A 305-nucleotide genomic window follows, 5' to 3' on the forward strand; every position below is an offset into this window, starting at 1 on the left:
GTTGCAATCAGTGCCTGAGTGCGCTATAATGAAACCATCATCTGACAGCACACACAGGGCTAATGCCCGTAAGAGAGGTGGAATTATTGATTTCAAAAAGATCAAGGAAATGGGTCTGGAATATGCGGAAAAGGGCCGCTATGCCGCCATGGATCTGGCAGAGCACGGCAGAACGCTGGCAAAGATCGTCTCGGAACAGACCAAGCTTGCCCGGGCACAGCGTCAGCTGGGTGCACTGGTCTACAGCCTGGCCAAGGGCAACGAGCAGAACCAACCCCTTGTGGATAAGTATATCGAGATGATCG

At 52.5% G+C, this 305-nt stretch carries 1 pseudogene; it reads left to right on the top strand.

The window, feature by feature from the left end:
• Window positions 1-28: 28 nt before the first annotated feature.
• Window positions 29-305, top strand: a pseudogene (locus P0G09_RS18255) (zinc ribbon domain-containing protein); the annotation flags it as partial.

Source organism: Faecalibacterium sp. DFI.5.82, assembly GCF_029076575.1.
Taxonomy (GTDB): domain Bacteria; phylum Bacillota; class Clostridia; order Oscillospirales; family Ruminococcaceae; genus Faecalibacterium; species Faecalibacterium duncaniae.